This is a genomic window from Antarctobacter albus (assembly GCF_900101505.1).
GTDB classification, from domain to species: Bacteria; Pseudomonadota; Alphaproteobacteria; order Rhodobacterales; family Rhodobacteraceae; genus Antarctobacter; species Antarctobacter albus.
The window spans coordinates 356,828-373,109 of record NZ_FMZI01000005.1; the positions used below are offsets into that span (position 1 = coordinate 356,828).

The following is a 16,282-nucleotide window of genomic DNA, read 5'->3' on the forward strand; positions in this document are numbered from 1 at the left end:
AGGACCGGACATGCTGATAAACCACCCAATCCTTGGCCCCCGCGACGCTGCCGAATTCGTCTACAAGGGCGACGCGAGGCTGATCCACCGCCCCGACTGGCAGGCGGACGACGCAGTCGCACAGTTCACCGACTACGGCTATTTGCGCGACAACCCGGCGGGCCTGCACCGCGAATTGTGGTTCCACGAACAGGGCGACCGGTCCTGGCTGGTCGTGACCCGCGACACCACCACACATGAAATCACCAAGGTAGAGCTGGCGCGCGATGTCGCGCGGGCCGAGGGGCGCTCCAGATGAGTGACAAGAACCGACTGAACGGCGGCCTGATCGAACGCAACAGGCCCATGTCCTTCACCTTCGACGGCAAGCGCTACGGCGGCTATGCCGGGGATACGCTGGCCTCGGCACTCTTGGCAAACGGCGTGCGCCTGATGGGCCGGTCCTTCAAGTACCACCGCCCGCGCGGCGTCCTGACCGCCGGTTCTGAAGAGCCGAATGCCATTGTCGAGTTGCGCAGCGGCGCCCGGAAAGAGCCGAACACCCGCGCCACCACGGCGGAACTCTTCGACGGGTTGACCGCCAATTCGCAGAACCGCTGGCCGTCGTTGAAGTTTGACGCGATGGCGATCAACGACCGGCTGTCGACCTTCTTTGCCGCCGGGTTCTACTACAAGACCTTCATGTGGCCCGCCGCCTTCTGGGAAAAGCTCTACGAGCCGATGATCCGCCGCGCCGCGGGCCTTGGCACGCTGGCGCATGAACCGGACCCGGACTGCTATGACAAGGGTTTCCTGCATTGTGACGTGTTGATCATAGGCGCGGGTCCTGCCGGTCTTGCAGCCGCGCTGACAGCCGGGGAATCCGGCGCCCGCGTGATCCTCGCCGACGAGGATTTCCTGCTGGGCGGCCGGCTGAACGCGGAAAACGGCCTGCTGGCGGACGAGGACGGCGTGACCTGGGCCGCGCAGACGGTGGCCCGCCTGCAAGCCATGCCCAACGTGCGGGTCATGCCGCGCAGCACCGTGATCGGCGCCTTCGATCACGGTATCTATGGCATGGTCGAGCGGGTCAGCGATCACCTGGCGGAACCCGCCGCCGGAAAACCCCGGCAGATCCTGTGGCGCATCTATTCCAAGCGCACGATCCTCTCTGCCGGGGCCACGGAACGGCCCATCGTCTTTGAAAACAACGACCGGCCCGGCATCATGCTGGCCTCGGCCATGCGCAGCTATGCCAACCGCTGGGCGGCGACACCGGGCAAGGCCGTGGCCGTCTTCACCAACAACGACGACGGCCACCGTACTGCCGCCGACCTGCACGCCAAGGGCGTCAAGGTCACGGTGATCGACACCCGCCCCGACGCCGGAGTGACCCCGGACTACGAGATCCTCTCCGGTGCCCAGGTGATCGACACCAAAGGGCGGCTCGGGCTGAAATCCGTTGATGTGAAGCTGTCGAACGGCGGCACGCGGACGCTCTTTGTCGATGGCCTGGGTGTTTCCGGTGGATGGAATCCCAACGTTCACATGACCTGTCATCAGCGCGGACGCCCGCAATGGGACGAGACGCTTTGCGCCTTTGTGCCCGGCGGCACAATGCCGACCGGCCTGATCCCCGCGGGCGCCGCCAATGGGGCCTTCAGCACCCATGCGGCGCTCAGCTCGGGCCAGGACGCGGCGGCCACTGCCCTTGGCGACCTTGGCCTGACCGTCACCCGCCCCGACCTGCCGGGCGCCGAGGACGCGCCGGTGCGCGTCGCCCCCTTCTGGCACGTCAAAGGCGCCAAGCGCGCCTGGGTCGACCAGCAGAACGACGTGACCGCAAAGGACGTGAAACTGGCGCATCAGGAGAACTTTACCTCGGTCGAGCACCTCAAGCGTTACACGACGCTGGGCATGGCCACGGACCAGGGCAAGACCTCGAACATCGCCGGTCTGGCCATCATGGCAGAGGTCGCGGGCAAGCAGATCCCGGAGGTCGGCACCACCATGTTCCGCCCGCCCTACACCCCCACCGCCATCGGCGTGCTGGCCGGTCGGTCGCGGGACAAGGACTTTCGCCCGGTCCGCAAGACCCCCAGCCACTACTGGGCCGAGGAACAGGGCGCCGTCTTTGTCGAGGTCGGCATGTGGCTGCGTGCGCAATGGTTCCCGAAACCCGGTGAAACCCATTGGCGCGAAAGCGTCGACCGCGAGGTCCTGCAGACCCGGAAATCGGTCGGAGTCTGCGACTGTACCACGCTGGGCAAGATCGACGTCCAGGGCGCCGACGCGGCCGAGTTCCTGAACAAGATCTATGCCAACGGCTTTGCCAAGCTGGCCGTGGGCAAGACACGCTATGGCCTGATGCTGCGCGAAGACGGCATCGCGATGGACGACGGCACCGCCGGTCGCCTGGCCGAGGATCACTTTGTCGTCACGACCACCACGGCCAATGCCGTTCCGGTCTTCCGGCACATGGAATTCGTGCGCCAGTGCCTGTACCCGGACATGGACGTGCAGCTGATCTCGACCACCGAGGCCTGGGCGCAATACGCCGTCGCCGGCCCCAACTCGCGCAAGCTGCTGCAAAAGATCGTCGACCCCGAATTTGACATCTCGAACGAGGGCTTCCCCTTCATGGCTTGTGGCGAGATCACGGTCTGTGGCGGGTTGCGGGCGCGGCTGTTCCGGATCTCCTTCTCGGGCGAACTGGCCTTCGAGATCGCGGTGCCGACCCGCTATGGCGACGCGCTGATGCGCCGGCTGATGAAGGAGGGCAAGGAGTTCGACGTGACTCCCTACGGCACCGAGGCGCTGTCCGTCATGCGGATCGAAAAGGGCCACGCTGCGGGCAATGAGCTGAACGGAACCACCTCCGCTTTCAACCTCGGCATGGGCCGCATGGTGTCCAAGAAGAAGGACTCGATTGGGTCGACCCTGTCGGAACGCCCCGGCCTGAACGAGGAGGACGCGCTGAAGCTGGTCGGTTTCAAGCCGGTCAACGCGGAACACAAGGTTCCTGCCGGTGCGCACCTGATGACGAAGGGCACGCCCGTCGATGCGGCGCACGACCAAGGCTATATCACGTCGGCCTGCTACTCGCCCAACCTGGGCTGTCACATCGGCATCGGCTACCTGAAATCCGGCGACACCCGCCTGGGCGAGGTCGTGCGCCTTGTCAGTCCGCTGACCGGGGTCGACCACGATGTCGAAGTCGTCAGCGCCCATTTCGTCGACCCAGAGGGGGAACGTCTCCGTGCATGATCTGAAACCCATCACCCCGCTTGGCGCCGTCGACCCGCGCGTCGACAATATCGGCCCGCTCACCCTGACCGAGATCACTTCAGTCGCCCTGGCCTCGGTCGCCGCAAGGCTGGGGTCCGAGGAGGCCACTCGCAAGACGCTGGGCGAGCTGATCGGGGCCGAGGCCCCCGCCCCGTCACGCCATGCAGGCGACATGTTGACCGCCTTCTGGACAGGCCCGGATCAATGGATGGTCGAGGCGCCCATCAGCACCCACGAGGATCTGGCCCATCGGCTGGTCGCGGCCTTTGGCACCGATGCCAGCGTGACCGAACAGACCGACGCCTGGTGCCGCTTTGACCTGAAGGGAGAAGACCACCCGGCAGTGATGGAACGGCTTTGCGCCGTCGACCTGGCCAACTGGCAAGGCGGCGAGGTGCAGCGCACCACCATCGACCACCTAGGCTGTTTCGTACTTGCGCGCGATGCCCGCACCCTGTCGGTGATCGGCCCGCGCAGTTCTGCCGGATCTCTGCATCATGCGTTGATCACCGCCTGCCGGTCGGTATTCTGAACGGATCAGACCGAGGGCACCGGACGGTTGCCCTCGGTTCTGTAAAGGTTGATCCGCTTGCGATCTTCCTGCGGGCTCAGCCCGTATTCGGCCCGGTAGTGACGGGTAAAATGCTTGGCGCTGGCATAGCCCACCGCCGCCGCTACATCGGCCACCGCATCGTTGGTATACATGACGATCTGCCGGGCCGCTTGCATCCTGAGCCAGCGAAAATAGGTGGTCGGGTTCTGCCCCGTCGCCTGTTTGAAGCTGCGTTCAAGGTGACGGGGCGAAATATCAAGCCTTTCCGCCAGCTCGGCGACCGAGACAGGCGTCGTCATGTCGGCGGCAAAGACCTCGATCGCGCGGGACACGATGGGCGAAAGGTCATCTTGGATGCTGCCGGTCAGATGCACCGGCACCGATTGCTTGACCCCGATCTTGCGCATCATCGGATGCTGGAACCAGCAGGCCACCTCTGTCGCCACATGACCGCCCAATGCCGCGTCGATGAAGCCCAGCGCCAAGTCAAAGGCCGCGGCCGCGCCAGAGGCCGTGACGCAACGTCGTGACACCTCGATGACCTCGTCGCTGTGGGGAATGTCCGGAAACTCGGTGGCAAAAGCCGCCTCATAGCACCAATGCACGGACAGTCTTTCGCCCGGGACCGCACCACTTCGGACCAGCGGAAAGACCCCCCCGCTGATCGCGCCCAGCGTGCAGCCGTGCCGCCCAAGCCGTCGCAGATGTGCCGCGCTGCGCGGGTCGGCAAACTTGACTGCCGGCGCTGAAAGCAACAGCAGGTAATCCACCTCATCTACGTCTTCCAGCAATGTCTGTGGCTCAAACGGGATGCCCGCGCTGGACTGCACCGCCTGGGGCGCTTCGGCCACCAGTGTCCATTCAAAGGCGGTGGTGCGCGAAATCTCGTTCGCGGCGCGCAGGGGTTCGATCACCGATGTCAGGCAGGCCATCGGGAATCCCGGGAACAGGAGGAAGCCGATCTTCTTCGTCATCAGAACCAATCTCCGACCAATCCGACCAATTTTTAACCACAGGAATATTTTTTTGCAATGGAGTGAATTTTCGCTACACTAAGACCATATACAAGTGACCGGAATTTGAGGCTAAATCCAGAGAGACCGCATGAATGTAGAGTCGTCGAAAACCATGACCAAGCTCATCCAGGATCCGCACAGCCTGCGCGAGGAACGAGAGAAGGTACTGGAGGTCGCCATCGGTCGTGAAGTCCGGGCCTATCGCAAGCAACAGGGGATCACGGTCGCGGAATTGTCCCGGCTGACCGACCTGTCCATCGGGATGCTGTCCAAAATCGAGAATGGCAACACCTCGCCCTCTCTGACAACCCTGCAGACACTGGCCAATGCCCTCTCGGTCCCGTTGACCGCCTTTTTCAAGGGCTACGAGGAACGCCGCGAAGCCGTGCATACCAAGGCTGGCGAGGGTCTGGAAATCGAACGGGCCGGCACCCGCGCAGGCCATCAGTACAACCTCCTTGGTCATATCGGGTCGAACTCCAGCGGCGTGATCGTCGAACCCTACCTCATCACGCTGAACACCGAATCCGACACCTTCAAGACCTTCCAGCACGACGGGATCGAGATGATCTACATGCTGGAGGGCAAGCTGGGCTACCTGCACGGCAACCAGCACTACCCGCTGGAACCGGGCGATACGCTGTTCTTTGACGCCGACGCACCGCATGGTCCCGAGGTGCTGATTGAACTTCCGGCGCGCTATCTCTCGATCATCTGCTATCCGCAAAAGACCTGATCACCGGGCCCGGTGACGCAAAAAGCCCCCGCAGTGCGGGGGCTTTTCCGTTCCCTGTCACTTTTGCAGTGGCGGTTCGGTGTCGAGATCAGGCCAGACACCGGGCGAGGTCGGCAGGCCGTCATCATACTGGCTGAGATAGTCCAGCATCATCGGACGGTTGTCGATGAACCCCTTATAGGTCGCCAGTTCCTCGGGCAGGTCGCGGATCACCCGGTGCAGGCGGCGCCCCCATTTCGGAATACTCACGATGTCCTGGAAGGCGATCAGGTAGCAGCGGATCGGGAACAGCAGCGCGTTCGAGCGCGGCAGCCGGTAGAAGGTCTGCAGTTCGACACGCAAGTGCTGCTTGGACCCGATGTTTTCCGGTGTCAGGGTCGTCTTCTGCACACCCCATTTGTGATAGTTCTCGGGGCTGGTATCCAGCAGCGGGTTGACCGTCATGGTCCAGTTCAGCCGCCGCGCCGGGGCGCCCTGCTGGATGTTGAGCAGGAATTTCAGCGCCCGCTTGAAGATCCCCATCTCATGCGCCAGCGGCACGGGTGCGTGCCACTCGAAGAAATCCATGCCGATGTCGAAATCCAGGCTCCAGTCCGCCTGGGTCGTGATCATGCCCGCGTCCATGTAGAGCATGTCGTTACGCTGATCGAGCACCGCGTAATCGCCCTGCGCCTGCCGCGTGATGTACTCCAAAGGCCCGCAGGGCAGTGTCGTCTCGTCGAGGAAGGTAAAGGTATGGTCGATGCCCATCGGCTTGTTGATCCAGCGCCAGCGATTGCCGTCGCGGTGCAGCTCGAACAGGTCCGGGTAGTCCTCGGACTTGGACACCATGATCAGTTCCAGCGTGTCCCAGCCGGCCAGCGTCATATGCGGCAGAGACTGGCAACGCAGCGGATCGTCGGCCAGGACGATGGCCCGGTCCCGCATTTCCGAAACGTAATGCTCGTCGACGTCGAACCGCTTTTCGTAGACCGACCCCTCTGGCCCGCCCCGGTGCTGCTCCATGTTCACCGAATACATGTAGCTGTCTTCGTGGAACGGGAACGGAAAGCGCTTGATGGCCCAGTCCGAATTCCGGAACGAATAATCGTCGCGGAAGGTCTCTTCGTTGAATTGAATCGTCATGGTCGCTCCCCCTATCGGTCCAGAACCAGCGTCTTGCCGACAAAGCGGCTGACGCAGGGCATGATCTTCTTGCCGCTGGCATGTTCGTCATCATCCAGCCAGTGATCGCGGTGGATGAACTCGCCATCCGCCTCGACGACATCGGTCTCGCACTGACCGCAGGCACCGCCGCGACAGAGGAAGGGCGCCTCGACGCCGCAGCGTTCGATTGCTTCCAGCAGGCTTTCGTGTTCGCCTACCTGGATGACGATGTCGGACTTGCACAGGCGCACCTCGAAGGGTTTGCCGGGCTGCGGGGCCAGGAATTCCTCGGAATGCACGTTCTCATCCGGCCATCCATGCGCGGCAGCGGTCTTGTGCACCCACTGGATCATGCCCTGCGGCCCGCAAACGTAAACATGCGTGCCCAGCGGCTGACCATCCAGCAGATCCTCCAGCGCGATGGCCTGTTTCTTGTCGTCGTAGTAGACATGCACCTTGTTCGGATGGCGCGACGTCAGCTCGTCCACATAGGTGCCCAAGGCCTCGCTGCGGCAGGCGTAATGCAGCTCCCAGGCGCCACCCATCCGTTCCAGGTGCGCGATCATAGCCATGAAAGGCGTGATGCCGATGCCGCCGGCAAGAAAGACATGCTTGCGCCCGCGCAGGTCCAGCGGGAACAGGTTCACCGGATAGGTGATCGTCATCGCGTCGCCGACCTTGACCTTCCGGTGCATGAAGAGCGAGCCGCCACGGCCCTCATCATCGCGCCGGACGGAGATGGCGTATTTGGAGGAATCCGCCGGATCGGACATCAGCGAATAGGGATTGAGCCGCGTGCGGCCGTCGTCGTTCATCTCGACCACGGTATGCGCGCCCGCCGAGAACGGCGGGAAGGGCAAACCGTCACGGCGCGTGAATTCGAACCGGGTGACCAGATCGTTCAGGGGGACAATGGCGCTGACCTCGACCTCGATCTTCTCGGCGCCTGCCTTGGCTTTCTGGGGGGCAGCACTCATTTGTATAGCTCCACGGGTTCGGGCACGTTTCCGGGATCCTCGGCGTCCACCCGGACGCCCTGGAAGGCAGCCAGCCGGCGCGAATAGTGATCGCGCACGAACAGGTTCAGCCCGCAATGCGAACAGACGAAGGGATCGGTCATCACGTCCTCGGTGATTCCCTTGCAGTGCACGCACTGCATTCGACGCGCGACCGATCCGCGATGTTCGGTCTGAATCGCGGAATGCGGGATGCCGGCGGTCATCGCCTCGTTCTGGGCCTGTCCCATCAGCCCCTCGGTCCCGGTCAGGTAGACCTGCAGACCCATGTGGGCGTCCGAGAGCACCCGGCGGATGCGCTGGACAGAGGCCTCGTAGGTCGGGCCGACATAGAACTGCGCCGGTTCCAGAGCCTTCAGGCGATCGACATAGGTCTCACCCGTGGCCTTGGGGATATAGATGATATGCGCCGCGCGAAAGATCGACGCGTCCTGCGCCGCGAGGTCCAGCAGGGCCTCGGCGCCCTCGGCATCCGCGATCATCAGATGCGCCTTGCCCGGTCGCGGTTCAAGCGTGCCATAGACAGGCCGGCTCCGGATGCTTTCGGGGAATTGGAACTTCGACATGCTGCCGTGTCTCCCTTGGGATTCTTGGTGGCAAAAAGGCGCGGCCCGGGGGTCGCGCCTTCTGCATGGCCGGGCGTCAGCCCTTGGCGGTGCGGATTTTCTTGTCCTTGTCGTAGAAGGGCATTTCTTCGGCGACGCAGGGGATTTCGGTGCCATCCGCGTTGCGCACCGTCATCTTGGTTCCGGGAACCGCACAGTCGACCGGCATCCGCGCGATCCCGACCGTGTGGTCGAAAAGGTCCGACCGCATGCCGTAGGTCACGACACCGACCGGCTTGCCGTCCTTGAGCAGTTCGGCGCCCTCGTCCGCGGCAGTGGTGCCTTCGAGGCGGACACCGTAGATCTTGAACCGCTCCTTGCCTTCCAGCGCATAGTGGTTCTCGGCGCCGCGGAAGCCCTTCTTGCCAGGGGAGACGGTGAATTCCAGCCCCAGTTCCCAAAGCGAGTCGCCGCAGGCGCTGCCATCGGCAAAGGGATAGGTTTCCGAGTTGTCGCCCGGGTAGAACAGCAGGTAACTTTCGGTCCGCAACAGGTCGAGCGTCGAGAACTGGACCGGGCGGATACCCATGTCCTTGCCGTCTTCGAGGATGGCATCCCACAGCTCGATCGCGTGGCGGCCCTCGCAGAAGATTTCATAGCCGCGCTCGCCGGTGTAGCCGGTGCGCGAAATCATGACCGGCTTGCCGAACAGCTTGGTCTGGATGATCCCGAAATATGCGAGGTCGCGGATGCCCGCGACGTGTTTTTCCAGGAAGTCCACGGCCACCGGCCCCTGCAGCGACATGTCGTGCAGGTCATCATCGAAGATCATCGAGACGTTCTTGCCGTAGGCGGCCATTGCCAGGCTTTCGTGGCCGGTCCCGGTGCCGTGCACCAGCAGCCAGTAGTTGACCGAGACGCGGTAGATCACGCAGTCGTCGATGAACAGGCCGCGGTCGTCCAGCATCGCGGCATAGACCGCGCGGCCCGGCATCAGCTTGTCCACGTTGCGGGTGGTGGCGCGGTCGATCACGGCCGCCGCGTGCGGACCGCTGAGGTGAACCTTCTTGAGGCCCGACACATCCATAAGGCCGGCCTTGGTGCGCACCGCCTCGTAGTCTGCCTTGGCGCGTTCGTCGGAGTGGTCATAGAACCAGGCGGTTCCCATGCCGTTCCAATCTTCCAGTTCACCACCGATTTCCGCATGACGCTGAGCCAGCGCCGACGTCCTGTAGATGATCGCCATTCCTTGTCTCCCTGACTCTTAGGTTTGGAGATATTGAGACCGATCCTCCGGAAAAAATCAATACCTGTGTTAAGATTATTTTCCTGACGGGAAACGCATCACAAGCATGATAGCCGGAACGACCATAGGGTAAGACTGACACAAATCTACCCTGCGAGTGAAATAAATTTGACATGATGAATGAGATTCGCTTCCCATTGGTAAAATAAGTTGCACCAAAATCAAAATCCAACACACAGGGAGATAAATAATGGATGGCAACCTGAACGCCCTGACCACGGTGTTCACCGAGTTCTACTACTGGGTGACCGTGGTCTTCATGTTCCTGATTCACGTCGGGTTCTGCATGTACGAGGTCGGCGCGAGCCGCCGGCGCAACCATATGCACACGCTCATGAAAAACGTGATGGTGATCCCGCTGGTTACAGTCACGTTCTTCTTTTTCGGCTGGTGGATCTACTGGGCCTTCCCGATGTTCCCCTTCTTCGGCGGGCTCAACCACGAGATGGGCTCTGGCAACCTGCCCTGGGCACAGACGATGGGCCCGAACGCCGCAGACCGAATCACCGGTGTGTTCTGGGCAGCCTTCCTGCTGTTCTCCTGGACGGCAGCCTCGATCGTGTCGGGTGCCGTGATCGAACGCATCCGCTCCTCGGCCCTTTGGGTGCATGCGGTGCTGATCGGCTCTGTCTGGTGGATCATCGATGCGGCCTGGGGCTGGCACTATGATGGCTGGATGGTGAAATTCCTCGGCTATCACGATGCCTATGCATCCGGGGTGATTCACGCGATTGCGGGCGGATACGCACTGGGCGTGATCGCTGTTCTGGGTCCGCGCATCGGCAAGTTCGCCAAGGACGGCACGCCGCGCGACATTCCCCCGCACAATCCCTGGATGCTCACCATCGGGATCTTCCTGATCTACACCGGCTTCTGGGGTTTCTACGCGGCCTGCAACGTGCCCGTGATTTCTCCTGAAGGTATCGGCGGCCAGATCACCGGCACCACCTGGACGGCCACCAACATCTACCTGGCGCCGACGTCCTTGTCCGGCATCACCTTCAACTTCCTGATGTCCCTCTCTGGCGGCCTGATGGCGGCTTACGTGGTGTCCAAGGGCGATGCCTTCTGGACCTTCTCCGGCGGTCTTGCCGGGGTGATCACCGCCTCCGCGGGCAACGACCTCTATCACCCGGTACAGGCGATGCTGATCGCCGCCGTTGGCGTGGTCATCGTCTATCGCCTGCACTTCTGGGTCGAACGCCGGTTCAAGCTGGACGATGCCGTCGGCGCCGTCGCAGTACATGGCTATGCCGGTTTCGTGGGCCTGATCATCGCGGGCTTTGTCCTCTGGGGCGCGCCGTCTTCGCCTTATGAAGGCTACGCCACCGTCAACCCGCTGGGGCAGTTCATCGGCGCCATGATCATGTTCTTCGGTCTCGGGTTCCTGCCCGCCTTCGCCGTGTCCAAAATTCAGGCAGCGATGGGCGTGTTGCGCATTCCCGAGGAGGTCGAGCTTGAAGGTCTCGATTACGCCGAACACCATGCCTACGAGGAGGCCAAGGAGGCCATCATCGAGGCCGACAAGGCCCACCTGGCCACCAAACTCACCCCCGCAGAATAAGGAGCGTCCACTATGTCCTCGATTGGTTACGAAAGCTGGGCCGTAGACCTGGCGGATGTTGGTCCGATCTACCCCTTCCAGGGGTCGGAAATGCTGATGGTCGCGCTTGGCGTGATCTTCTGGCTGGGCTGGCACCGCATCCAGTTCGTGCGGGAAAGCGAACACCTGGAACGCGCCAAGAAACGCGCCCTGGACCATGAAAAGGTCCAGCAAAGCGTCGAACGGTACTGATCACGAGTCCGGCAAGGGCGGGCACATCGCCCGCCCTTGCCTCTCAGGAAAAATTTTTTCATCTTAGTTGCGGCATCGCTTTTCCGGTGCTAGCCTGAACCGGTCAGCCCGAACCGGGTAGAATCAAGAAAGTGGAGCGACACCAGAATGTGCGGAATTGTCGGACTGTTCCTGAAGGACAAGGCGCTAGAGCCCCAGCTGGGTGCCTTGCTCACCGATATGCTGATCACCATGACCGACCGCGGCCCCGACAGCGCCGGGATCGCGATCTATGGCGCCGAGGACACCTCGGCCTCGAAACTCACCGTCCAGGCCGAAGACCCGGACACCGCCTTTGACGGCCTCGCAGACAAGATGGCCGCAGCCCTGGGTGGCAAGGTCACACTGACCCGCAACGACACCCACGCGGTTCTGCAGGTCCCCGCCGGCAAAGCGGAGGAGGCCCGTACCGCCCTGCGCGAAATCGCTCCGGAGGTCCGCGCGATGTCCTTTGGCGACACGCTGGAAATCTACAAGGAAGTCGGCCTGCCCAAGGACGTGGCAGCGCGTTTCGACATCGCCAAGATGTCGGGCACCCACGGCATCGGCCACACCCGCATGGCCACCGAATCCGCGGTGACGACACTGGGCGCGCACCCGTTCAACACCGGCTCGGACCAGTGCCTGGTCCACAACGGCTCGCTCTCGAACCACAACTCGCTGCGCCGCAAGCTGCAGCGCGAGGGTATCCATATCGAGACCCAGAACGACACCGAAGTCGGCGCGGCCTACCTGACATGGAAGATGCAGAACGGCGCGACGCTGGGCGAAGCTCTCGAGGCCTCGCTCGAGGATCTCGACGGTTTCTTCAACTTTGTCGTCGGCACCAAGGACGGCTTTGGCGTCGTCCGTGACCCGATTGCCTGCAAACCCGCCGTCATGGCGGAAACCGACCAATACGTGGCCTTCGGCTCTGAATACCGGGCGCTGGTGAACCTGCCGGGCATCGAAACCGCCCGCGTCTGGGAACCTGAACCCGCGACCGTTTACTTCTGGACCCACGACCAGGCCCCCAACCCGAAAAAGAAGGCGGCATGATGCAGACCTACGATCTTCAAGCCAACAGCCTGCGCGAGCTGAACGCCGCGCTGCATGCCCAGGCGAATGACACCAACCAGACCAGCTGGGAAATCGTGAACCCGCGCGGCAGCCACGCCGTCGCTGTGGGCCTCGACGCGCCGATCGAGGTCAGCGTCAAGGGCTCGACCGGCTACTACACCGCCGGCATGAACAAGCAGGCGACCGTGCATGTGCACGGTTCTGCCGGCCCCGGTGTCGCCGAGAACATGATGTCCGGCACCGTGGTCATCGAAGGCGACGCCAGCCAGTACGCCGGCGCCACCGGCCACGGTGGTCTGCTGGTCATCAAGGGCAACGCCTCGTCGCGCTGCGGCATCTCCATGAAGGGGATCAACATCGTGGTGCACGGCAACGTCGGCCACATGTCCGCCTTCATGGCACAATCGGGCAACCTGGTGGTCTGCGGCGACGCGGGCGACGCCCTGGGTGACTCGATCTACGAGGCGCGCCTCTTCGTGCGCGGCTCTGTGAAATCGCTGGGCGCGGACTGCATCGAGAAAGAGATGCGCCCCGAACACATCGAAATCCTGCGCGACCTGCTGAACCGTGCCGGAAGCGATGCCAAGCCTGAAGAGTTCAAGCGGTACGGCTCGGCCCGTCAGCTGTACAACTTCAAAGTCGACAACGCGTATTGAGGGAGACATGAGCGTGAAAGACATCAAGGACAAGACGCCCCCTCGGACGATGCCCATCCAGTCGGCGACCTTCTCGAACCCGATCAACGCCGAAATCCGCCGCGCGGCGGCCACCGGCATCTATGACATCCGCGGCGGCGGCGCCAAGCGCCGGGTCCCGCACTTCGACGACCTGCTGTTCCTCGGCGCCTCGGTCTCGCGTTATCCGCTCGAAGGCTACCGCGAGAAATGCGACACCAAGGTGACTCTGGGCACGCGCTTTGCCAAGAAGCCGATCGAGCTGGACATTCCGATCACCATCGCGGGCATGTCCTTCGGCGCGCTTTCGGGCCCGGCGAAAGAGGCCCTGGGCCGCGGCGCTTCGGCGGCGGGCACCTCGACCACGACCGGTGACGGCGGCATGACCCCAGAAGAACGCGGGCATTCCTCCAAGCTGGTCTACCAGTACCTGCCCTCGCGCTACGGGATGAACCCCGACGATCTGCGCAAGGCGGATGCGATCGAGGTCGTGGTCGGTCAGGGCGCCAAGCCCGGCGGCGGTGGCATGTTGCTGGGCCAGAAGATCTCGGACCGCGTGGCCGAGATGCGCAACCTGCCCAAGGGCATCGACCAGCGGTCCGCCTGCCGTCACCCCGACTGGACCGGCCCGGACGACCTGGAAATCAAGATCCTCGAACTGCGCGAGATCACGGCCTGGGAAAAACCGATCTACGTCAAGGTCGGCGGCACCCGCCCCTACTATGACACCGCCCTGGCGGTGAAAGCGGGCGCCGACGTGGTCGTTCTGGACGGCATGCAGGGCGGCACCGCCGCCACCCAGGACGTGTTCATCGAACATGTCGGCCTGCCGACACTGGCCTGCATCCGCCCTGCGGTTCAGGCCCTGCAGGACCTGGGTGTGCACCGTGAGGTCCAGCTGATCGTCTCCGGCGGTATCCGCACCGGCGCCGACGTGGCCAAGGCCATGGCCCTGGGCGCCGACGCGGTGGCCATCGGCACCGCCGCTCTGATCGCTCTTGGCGACAACGACCCGCGCTGGGAATCCGAATACCAGAAGCTTGGCACCACTTCCGGCGCCTACGACGACTGGCACGAGGGCCAGGACCCGGCGGGGATCACCACCCAGGACGCCGAGCTGCAAAAGCGCCTCGACCCGATCGAGGCCGGACGGCACCTGCGCAACTACCTCAGCGTCATGACGCTGGAGGCGCAGACCATCGCCCGTGCCTGTGGTCACAACAACCTGCACAACCTCGAACCCGAGGACCTGTGCGCGCTGACGATGGAAGCGGCTGCAATGGCCCGCGTTCCACTCGCCGGCACTGAATGGTACCCCGGCAAACCCGGCTTCTGAACCAACACGGCGCGGCCTCTTGTAAGAGGCTGCGCCGCTTCACAAGATGGCGCGCAAACAAGATGACGCCCATCGCGAGACAATAGGACAGAGAGGATGACAAAAATGGCAAAAGATCAGGCCGCGCCGGACGCAAAGATCGACCTCGCCACCTACGCCGCTGAACGCGGCGTCAAGTATTTCATGATCTCCTTCACCGACCTGTTCGGTGGACAACGGGCCAAGCTGGTTCCTGCGGCGGCCATTGCCGACATGCAGGAAGACGGGGCCGGTTTCGCCGGTTTCGCGACCTGGCTGGACCTGACACCGGCACACCCCGACATGCTGGCCGTTCCGGATCCGTCTTCCGTCATCCAGCTGCCCTGGCAGCCCGACGTCGCCTGGGTGGCCGCCGACTGCGTGATGGAAGGCAAGCCCGTCGAACAGGCCCCGCGCAACGTGCTGAAGCGCCTGATTGCCGAAGCCGCCGAAGAGGGTCTGCACGTCAAGACCGGTATCGAGGCCGAATTCTTCCTGTTGACGCCGGAAGGCGACAAGATCTCGGACCCCTTCGATACCGCCGCCAAGCCCTGCTACGATCAGCAGGCAGTGATGCGCCGCTACGACGTGGTGCGCGAGGTTGGCGACTACATGCTCGATCTCGGCTGGAAGCCCTATCAGACCGACCACGAAGACGCCAATGGCCAGTTTGAGATGAACTGGGAGTTCGACGACGTCCTCAAGATCGCCGACCAGCACTCCTTCTTCAAGTTCATGGTCAAGTCCGTCGCCGAAAAGCACGGCTACCGCGCGACCTTCATGCCCAAGCCCATCGAGGGTCTGACCGGCAACGGATGCCATGCGCATATCTCGGTCTGGGATGCGCCCGGTGACGCGGCCAAGGTCAATGTCTTCGCAGGCGAAGGCGAAGGCCAGACCGGTGAAGTCGGCCTGTCCGAACGCGGCAAGCACTTCCTTGGCGGAATCATGAAACACGCCAGCGCGCTGGCGGCGATCACCAACCCGACGGTCAACAGCTACAAGCGCATCAACGCACCGCGCACCATGTCCGGCGCCACCTGGGCGCCCAACACCGTGACCTGGACCGGCAACAACCGTACGCACATGGTCCGCGTCCCCGGCCCCGGCCGGTTCGAACTGCGCCTGCCCGATGGCGCCGTGAACCCCTACCTGCTGCAGGCGGTGATCATCGCGGCGGGCCTGTCGGGGATCCACTCCAAGGCCGATCCGGGCAAGCGCCACGACATCGACATGTACGCCGAAGGCCACAAAGTCCGGGGCGCACCCAAGCTGCCGCTGAACATGCTCGACGCGATCCGCGAGTATGACAAGGACAAGGAACTGAAGAAGATGATGGGGGAGGATTTCTCCTCGTCCTACATCAAGATGAAGAAGCAGGAGTGGAACTCTTTCGTGACCCACTTCAGCCGCTGGGAGCGCGAGCACACGCTCGACATCTGAGGCGTCCCCCCTCGCCCCAGACCGGAAAGGCCGTTGTGTTTCGCAGCGGCCTTTCTCTTTTTTCTTCATCAGAGAAATGTGGCGGGGACAAAAAAAGGCGGATCACGATACCATCGTGATCCGCCATCTCCGGGCTTAGAGGAAGGAAGGGGGGCCTCAGAGCTCGGGATAGATCGGGAACCGTTTGCAGAGGGCGTCGACCTCAGCCTTGACCTTTTCCTCGACCGCGGCGTTGTTGTCCTCGCCGTTGGCGGCCAGGCCGTCGACGACCTCGATGATCCAGTCCGCGATCTGGCGGAACTCGGCCTCGCCGAAGCCGCGGGTGGTGCCCGC

The 16,282-nt window shown here is 63.1% G+C and carries 15 protein-coding genes and 1 pseudogene; 10 read left to right on the top strand and 6 right to left on the bottom strand.

What is annotated here, in order from left to right; all coding sequences use genetic code 11:
* Nucleotides 1-10: 10 nt before the first annotated feature.
* Genes BLQ71_RS11400 through BLQ71_RS11410 form a run of 3 tightly spaced genes read left to right on the top strand, consistent with a single transcriptional unit; the run spans nucleotide 11 to nucleotide 3,799 of the window.
* Nucleotides 11-298, top strand: coding sequence for a sarcosine oxidase subunit delta (locus BLQ71_RS11400; protein WP_074621801.1), 288 nt, complete (start codon nucleotides 11-13; stop codon nucleotides 296-298).
* On the top strand, nucleotides 295-3,246 hold the full coding sequence (locus BLQ71_RS11405; protein WP_074621802.1) for a sarcosine oxidase subunit alpha family protein: 2,952 nt from the start codon (nucleotides 295-297) through the stop codon (nucleotides 3,244-3,246). Before BLQ71_RS11400 ends, BLQ71_RS11405 begins: the two co-directional genes overlap by 4 nt.
* The gene (locus BLQ71_RS11410) at nucleotides 3,239-3,799 is read left to right on the top strand and encodes a sarcosine oxidase subunit gamma (RefSeq protein ID WP_074621803.1); all 561 of its coding nucleotides are present in this window, start codon (nucleotides 3,239-3,241) and stop codon (nucleotides 3,797-3,799) included. Before BLQ71_RS11405 ends, BLQ71_RS11410 begins: the two co-directional genes overlap by 8 nt.
* A gap of 5 nt (nucleotides 3,800-3,804) precedes the next feature.
* Here BLQ71_RS11410 and BLQ71_RS11415 read toward each other — a convergent pair whose 3' ends face one another.
* The gene (locus BLQ71_RS11415; RefSeq protein WP_074621804.1) at nucleotides 3,805-4,794 is read right to left on the bottom strand and encodes a GlxA family transcriptional regulator; all 990 of its coding nucleotides are present in this window, start codon (nucleotides 4,792-4,794) and stop codon (nucleotides 3,805-3,807) included.
* 130 nt (nucleotides 4,795-4,924) lie between these two features.
* Between BLQ71_RS11415 and BLQ71_RS11420 the strand changes: the two genes are divergently transcribed.
* Nucleotides 4,925-5,572, top strand: a complete 648-nt coding sequence (locus tag BLQ71_RS11420) for a helix-turn-helix domain-containing protein (protein WP_043146960.1) — start codon at nucleotides 4,925-4,927, stop codon at nucleotides 5,570-5,572.
* Nucleotides 5,573-5,629: 57 nt separating this feature from the next.
* Here BLQ71_RS11420 and dmmC read toward each other — a convergent pair whose 3' ends face one another.
* From dmmC to BLQ71_RS11440, 4 genes are all read right to left on the bottom strand, one after another.
* Nucleotides 5,630-6,697 (bottom strand): dimethylamine monooxygenase subunit DmmC, encoded by a 1,068-nt coding sequence (dmmC, locus tag BLQ71_RS11425; RefSeq protein WP_069208930.1) that lies wholly within the window; start codon nucleotides 6,695-6,697, stop codon nucleotides 5,630-5,632.
* Between the two features lie 11 nt (nucleotides 6,698-6,708).
* Entirely contained in the window at nucleotides 6,709-7,695 is a 987-nt protein-coding gene (locus tag BLQ71_RS11430) for a PDR/VanB family oxidoreductase (protein WP_074621805.1), read from the bottom strand.
* A complete protein-coding gene (dmmA, locus tag BLQ71_RS11435; protein WP_043146966.1) occupies nucleotides 7,692-8,300 on the bottom strand; it encodes a dimethylamine monooxygenase subunit DmmA in 609 nt (202 codons plus the stop codon). Before dmmA ends, BLQ71_RS11430 begins: the two co-directional genes overlap by 4 nt.
* Nucleotides 8,301-8,376: 76 nt before the next feature.
* Nucleotides 8,377-9,525, bottom strand: a complete 1,149-nt coding sequence (locus BLQ71_RS11440; RefSeq protein WP_043146967.1) for an aminomethyl transferase family protein — start codon at nucleotides 9,523-9,525, stop codon at nucleotides 8,377-8,379.
* 250 nt (nucleotides 9,526-9,775) lie between these two features.
* Here BLQ71_RS11440 and BLQ71_RS11445 point away from each other — a divergent pair, with 250 nt between their 5' ends.
* From BLQ71_RS11445 to glnT, 6 genes are all read left to right on the top strand, one after another.
* Nucleotides 9,776-11,149 (top strand): ammonium transporter, encoded by a 1,374-nt coding sequence (locus tag BLQ71_RS11445; RefSeq protein ID WP_043146969.1) that lies wholly within the window; start codon nucleotides 9,776-9,778, stop codon nucleotides 11,147-11,149.
* 12 nt (nucleotides 11,150-11,161) lie between these two features.
* A complete protein-coding gene (locus BLQ71_RS11450; protein ID WP_043146971.1) occupies nucleotides 11,162-11,380 on the top strand; it encodes a hypothetical protein in 219 nt (72 codons plus the stop codon).
* Between the two features lie 147 nt (nucleotides 11,381-11,527).
* The gene (locus tag BLQ71_RS11455; protein ID WP_043146973.1) at nucleotides 11,528-12,457 is read left to right on the top strand and encodes a class II glutamine amidotransferase; all 930 of its coding nucleotides are present in this window, start codon (nucleotides 11,528-11,530) and stop codon (nucleotides 12,455-12,457) included.
* Entirely contained in the window at nucleotides 12,457-13,134 is a 678-nt protein-coding gene (locus BLQ71_RS11460) for a GltB/FmdC/FwdC-like GXGXG domain-containing protein (protein ID WP_074621823.1), read from the top strand. Before BLQ71_RS11455 ends, BLQ71_RS11460 begins: the two co-directional genes overlap by 1 nt.
* Before the next feature lie 7 nt (nucleotides 13,135-13,141).
* A complete protein-coding gene (locus BLQ71_RS11465) occupies nucleotides 13,142-14,488 on the top strand; it encodes an FMN-binding glutamate synthase family protein (RefSeq protein ID WP_172430590.1) in 1,347 nt (448 codons plus the stop codon).
* A 105-nt stretch (nucleotides 14,489-14,593) separates the two neighbouring features.
* On the top strand, nucleotides 14,594-15,949 hold the full coding sequence (gene glnT, locus BLQ71_RS11470; RefSeq protein WP_074621806.1) for a type III glutamate--ammonia ligase: 1,356 nt from the start codon (nucleotides 14,594-14,596) through the stop codon (nucleotides 15,947-15,949).
* Nucleotides 15,950-16,105: 156 nt separating this feature from the next.
* Here glnT and glyA read toward each other — a convergent pair.
* Nucleotides 16,106-16,282, bottom strand: a pseudogene (glyA, locus tag BLQ71_RS26810) (serine hydroxymethyltransferase); the annotation flags it as partial.